The following is a 5,127-nucleotide window of genomic DNA, read 5'->3' as shown; positions in this document are numbered from 1 at the left end:
CCTGTTGCTCCCGTTGCTCCCGTTGCTCCCGTTGCTCCCGTTGCTCCCGTTGGACCTGTTGGACCTGTTGGACCGAGCTTAGGAACTGTCCCATCGCAACTAAAACAGCATGAATCAACATGTACACCATTTGTATTATTACACCCACAGTATCCATTTGTATCATTACTCCATAAAGACATGTTGACCCCTCCTTCTTGTTCAATCTTTTAAGTACAGCCAACTAATTAGAAATATTTTTCTAATAAAAAATCAGTTTTTATTTTCCTTATCAACTACCCGATCTGGAACAAACCTTTTATAAACAAAGGTTTATTCCTTACATTCTAATAATTATTACATGCAATGCGCTCCCCTTTCGCTTGTACTTTCGCCTTCCTTCTTAAACGAATTTCCTCTCCTTCAGTCTTGATACACATCTGCATTTCAATACGATATATCAAAATCCATATAAATCGTTATTTTTCGTCGAAATTTTAAAAAAATATTGACACTTAAAATATCCTCATAGTATGATTTTGTTGTTGTAATTGATAACGATTTTCAATATCGTACATTGCAAATAAAATAATTTATTTGGGGGCATAAGATGAAGAAAATTCTTAGCATTTTCATGGTAGTTCTTCTATTCGTTGTCGGATGCGGACAACAGAAAGAGGAGAAAAAAGAAACAAAGGCGGACAATAAAAATCAAGCTATAACAATTAAACATGCTGAAGGGGAAACAAAGTTAGATAAACCAGCGAAAAAAGTTGTTGTACTTGAGTGGGTATATGCAGAAGACTTATTAGCACTTGGTGTTCAGCCAGTAGGGATGGCAGACATTAAGAATTATAATAAATGGGTAAATACAGAAACAAAACCAAGTAAAGATGTTGTAGATGTAGGAACACGTCAACAACCAAACTTAGAAGAAATTAGCCGTCTAAAACCAGATTTAATCATTACAGCTTCATTCCGTAGTAAAGCGATTAAAAATGAATTAGAACAAATTGCACCAACAGTTATGTTCGATCCATCAACAAGCAATAACGATCACTTTACTGAAATGACAGAAACATTTAAACAAATTGCAAAAGCAGTTGGAAAAGAAGAAGAAGGTAAAAAAGTATTAGCTGATATGGATAAAACATTTGCTGATGCAAAAGCAAAAATTGACAAAGCAGGCTTAAAAGATAAAAACATCGCAATGACACAAGCATTTACAGCTAAGAACGTACCAACATTCCGTATCTTAACTGACAATTCTACAGCTTTACAAGTTACAAAAAAATTAGGTTTAACAAATACTTTTGAACCAGGTAAATCTGAGCCAGACGGTTTCAAGCAAACCACTGTAGAATCATTACAAAGTGTACAAGATTCAAACTTCATTTACATTGTAGCGGATGACGATAACATTTTTGACACTCAACTAAAAGGCAACCCTGCTTGGGAAGAATTAAAGTTCAAAAAAGAAAACAAAATGTATAAATTAAAAGGCGACACTTGGATTTTCGGTGGTCCTGAGTCTGCAAAATCTTTAGCAACACAAGTAGCAGATGTAATGACAGCGAAGAAGTGATTACACGATGAATAGCTTACAACATACACTTCGAGCAAGTCTTGTATTCGGAGGAGGAGCAGCTCTCTTGCTCCTCCTTTTCTTTATTCATATCGGGCAAGGACAAGCAAACATTTCCTACAGTATGATTATCGATGCTCTTATCTCACCGAATCAATCGCTAGAGCATCAAACTTTAATCATGCTTCGACTCCCTAGAGCTGTAATAGCCATTTTAGCTGGAGGTGCTCTTGCTGCATCTGGAGTCATTTTGCAAACTTTAACGAAAAATCCACTTGCTGAATCAAGTACAATGGGAATTCATTCAGGTGCATATTTCTTTCTAGTAGCGGCTACAATTTTCTTACCGAAAGGTTTGCAAATTAACTCCCTTCTTTTCACATTTATCGGTGGTGCAATTACTGCTTTATTTGTATACCGTATTTCTGGTGGAAAAAAGGGAACCCCACTTAGAATGGCACTAGCTGGTATGGTCGTTACATTAATGCTTTCTGCCTTTACCGGAACGATGCAGCTTTTCTATGAAAATGAAACAGCTGGTTTATTTTTATGGGGAGCTGGATCTCTTATTCAAAATAACTGGGATGGCGTTCAATTCACTTTTCCATTTATTGTTATTTCTTTCCTAGTTTTACTATTCATGTCACGTAAGCTTAATATCCTCTTACTCGGCGATGATGTAGCTGTTTCACTTGGAGAGAAAACAGCAGTAACACGGTTTATCGCGTTCATCGCTGCAATTTTTTTAACAGCAGTAATTGTAACTGTTGTTGGACCGATTGGCTTTGTCGGCTTAGTCGCACCACATTTAATGCGCCTTATTGGTTACCGTCAACACTTTACACTTCTTCTCTCCTCTTTCTTATGGGGAGCAATATTATTGCTAGGAGCAGACGTTGTTGGTAGATTAATAGATCCAACTGGTGCCGAACTTCCTGTCGGAGCAGTTACAGCAATGATTGGATCACCTTGGCTTATTTATTTAGTGTATCGAATGATGAAATCGAAACAATATATGAATGATAATGGAGCTAATGCAGCTGGAGCTAGTTCTCGCTATTACTCTTATAAAAAGGTAATCATTATATCTATCATACTTTGTATTGTTACGATTTCTCTTGGCGTTGCAATCGGTAGCAACTCTTATATCGAAAGCATTACAAATGTCATAACAGGACAATTAACACAATTTGATAAAAATATGATGATGAATCTTCGTTTACCAAGAATGCTCGTTGCCGCTATTGCCGGAGCATGTCTTGCGATAAGCGGACTTGTTTTCCAAGGCATATTACGAAATCCACTTGCTGATCCATCTATTATCGGAATTTCGTCTGGAGCAGGTGTTGGTGCTTTAACCATTATGTATGTCTTCCCTGCACTTCCTGGTTTCTTCCTACCAATTGGTGCATTTATTGGTGGACTACTTGCAGTTGGAATTGTCCTCTTCTTCTCATGGAAATCAGGATTTAGCCCAACAGCTCTCGCTTTAATAGGGATTGGAATTTCAGCACTTGGATCAGCGATTATTCAAATCTTTATCGTTAAAGCGAATTTGAATGTGGCTGCTGCTTTAACATGGTTGTCAGGTAGTACTTATGCAAGAGGATGGAATCACTTAGAAAATATCATTCTATATCCATCGCTGATTCTTGTGCTAATTATCTTTTTCTTAATGAAACAACTTGATGTTCTCGTACTTGGAGACGATTTAGCAACCGGACTCGGGCAACCAGTAAATAAAACGCGCCTTGCTCTAATTGTATTAGCGACACTACTTGCATCAGTCAATATCGCTGCTGTCGGTACTATCGCCTTTTTAGGCCTTGTTGCACCGCACTTAGCGCGAATCGTTGTTGGCATGAATCATCAAAGACTATTCGTTTGTTCAGCACTGTTTGGAGCAATCCTGCTTTCCATTGCTGACTTACTCGGACGAACAATTGCATATCCGAAAGAAATTCCTTCTGGGCTTGTTGTTGCTGTACTTGGAGCTCCGTATTTCTTATGGTTAATGAGGAAAAGTGGGAAGAAAGTTAATTAAAAAGGAGGCTTCTTGTATTGGAAGCCTCCTTTTTTTATTATTCATTTTCATAGCTTAACAGGAAACTAACTGTTTTTCACGAATTTAACCCATGAACATAACTAGGAGGGATAACATGTACCAAACAATTGAAGGCTTTTTACAATCATGGAAATATGAAGCTGAGTCTACTCAAAAGATGCTCGATGCATTAACAGATGAATCTTTGTCACAAGAAATTGCACCTGAACACTGGACGTTAGGAAGAGTTGCTTGGCATATCGTTACTGCAATTCCTGTTATTCTATCAGGGACAGGGTTAAAGTTTGAAGGTGAAACAAAGGATTATCCTGTTCCAACTTCTGCGAAAACAATTGCAGATGAGTACCGTAAAGTAAATGCAGCTTTTGTTGAGGCACTTCAAAGCGAATGGACTGATAAAGACTTAGCTACTATTAATGACTTCTTTGGTCGTCCTATGCCGAATTCTATATTTTTAATGACACTCATTAATCATCAAAATCACCACCGCGGGCAGATGACTGTTTTAATGCGTCAAGCAGGATTAAAAGTTCCTGGCGTATACGGTCCTTCGAAAGAAGAATGGGCTGCAGCTGGAATGGAAGCTCCAAAAATGTAATGACAGAAAAAGACAAGGTGTCCTATCACCTTGTCTTTTTCTGTCACTTGTTTCATGTGAAACTATTTTTTGCTAAATGGTTGTTTTATGGAAAAAATAAGTTAAAATGAATACATATTATGAGGAGGGGCAACCAAATTGAATACAAAAAATAAAAAAATAGCTATGGGAACTGTTTTACTAACTTCTATTATTGGAGTTATCAGTGTATCTCTTTACTTCACAAGTTATGGTACCCCTTGGGAAAAACAAACAGCAATTGCCGAATCAAAAAGTTATATTACAAAATACTTCAATCTAAATGCGAAAGTTAAGAATACTTCTTACGATTCTAAAATGGATAGCTATGCAATCTCCTTTGAAACAAATGAAGATGGAGAGTTTACTATCGAATATAAAAGTCCTAATAACTTTAACATTTCTCCAGGAGTGCAAGAGTATTTAAGCAAACACTACAAATTTACAGAGTAGTAACGAAGCATACATATACAAAAAAAGAGTTGGTGTAACGCCAACTCTTTTTTCTTATTCTTGTCATACTGTTACATCTTCCTTCTCTATATTTTTAATTCCGTAATATGCAATCGTAACTCCAATAGCTGCAAATGCTAGTTGAAGTGGCAGAAAAGTTGCTATAGGAAACATTGGGTTGTTATTAATTGCGATTAGCACAACGATAATAGATGAAACAATGGTAGTTGGCACTGAACGTTTACGCATTCCGAAGTATAATGGGATTAAACTCATTCCCGCAGTTGCAATTGTTAAAGGAACCAGTTTTATCCCTTCTTGCATCAATTGATCTACTGTGAATGGATTAGGAAGAATCGAAAAATAACTATCTATTCCAAAGAAAATTCCTACTACAAAAATATTAGATAAAATAACTGTTATGAATGT

At 36.7% G+C, this 5,127-nt stretch carries 4 protein-coding genes and 2 pseudogenes; 4 read left to right on the top strand and 2 right to left on the bottom strand.

Going from position 1 to position 5,127, the window contains the following annotated elements:
- Window positions 1–182 (bottom strand): annotated as a pseudogene (locus AB3X48_RS17450) (BclA C-terminal domain-containing protein); the annotation flags it as partial.
- A gap of 407 nt (window positions 183–589) precedes the next feature.
- Between AB3X48_RS17450 and fpuA the strand changes: the two are divergent.
- From fpuA to AB3X48_RS17430, 4 genes are all read left to right on the top strand, one after another.
- Window positions 590–1,564, top strand: coding sequence for a petrobactin ABC transporter substrate-binding protein FpuA (gene fpuA, locus AB3X48_RS17445; protein ID WP_016106286.1), 975 nt, complete (start codon window positions 590–592; stop codon window positions 1,562–1,564).
- A gap of 7 nt (window positions 1,565–1,571) precedes the next feature.
- On the top strand, window positions 1,572–3,608 hold the full coding sequence (gene fhuB, locus AB3X48_RS17440) for a Fe(3+)-hydroxamate ABC transporter permease FhuB (protein ID WP_016106287.1): 2,037 nt from the start codon (window positions 1,572–1,574) through the stop codon (window positions 3,606–3,608).
- A gap of 115 nt (window positions 3,609–3,723) precedes the next feature.
- The gene (locus AB3X48_RS17435; protein WP_016106288.1) at window positions 3,724–4,227 is read left to right on the top strand and encodes a DinB family protein; all 504 of its coding nucleotides are present in this window, start codon (window positions 3,724–3,726) and stop codon (window positions 4,225–4,227) included.
- Window positions 4,228–4,365: 138 nt separating this feature from the next.
- Complete coding sequence (locus AB3X48_RS17430) at window positions 4,366–4,698, top strand: YfjL-like protein (RefSeq protein ID WP_016106289.1); 333 nt, start codon at window positions 4,366–4,368, stop codon at window positions 4,696–4,698.
- 63 nt (window positions 4,699–4,761) lie between these two features.
- Here the strand turns inward: AB3X48_RS17430 and AB3X48_RS17425 are convergent.
- A pseudogene (locus AB3X48_RS17425) lies at window positions 4,762–5,127 on the bottom strand (ABC transporter permease); the annotation flags it as partial.

Origin of the sequence: Bacillus sp. S4, assembly GCF_040838205.1 — a bacterium.
Classification (GTDB): Bacteria; Bacillota; Bacilli; order Bacillales; family Bacillaceae_G; genus Bacillus_A; species Bacillus_A cereus_U.
The sequence above is the reverse complement of the archived record's forward strand: the minus strand, read 5'-3'. Positions and strand labels throughout refer to the sequence as shown.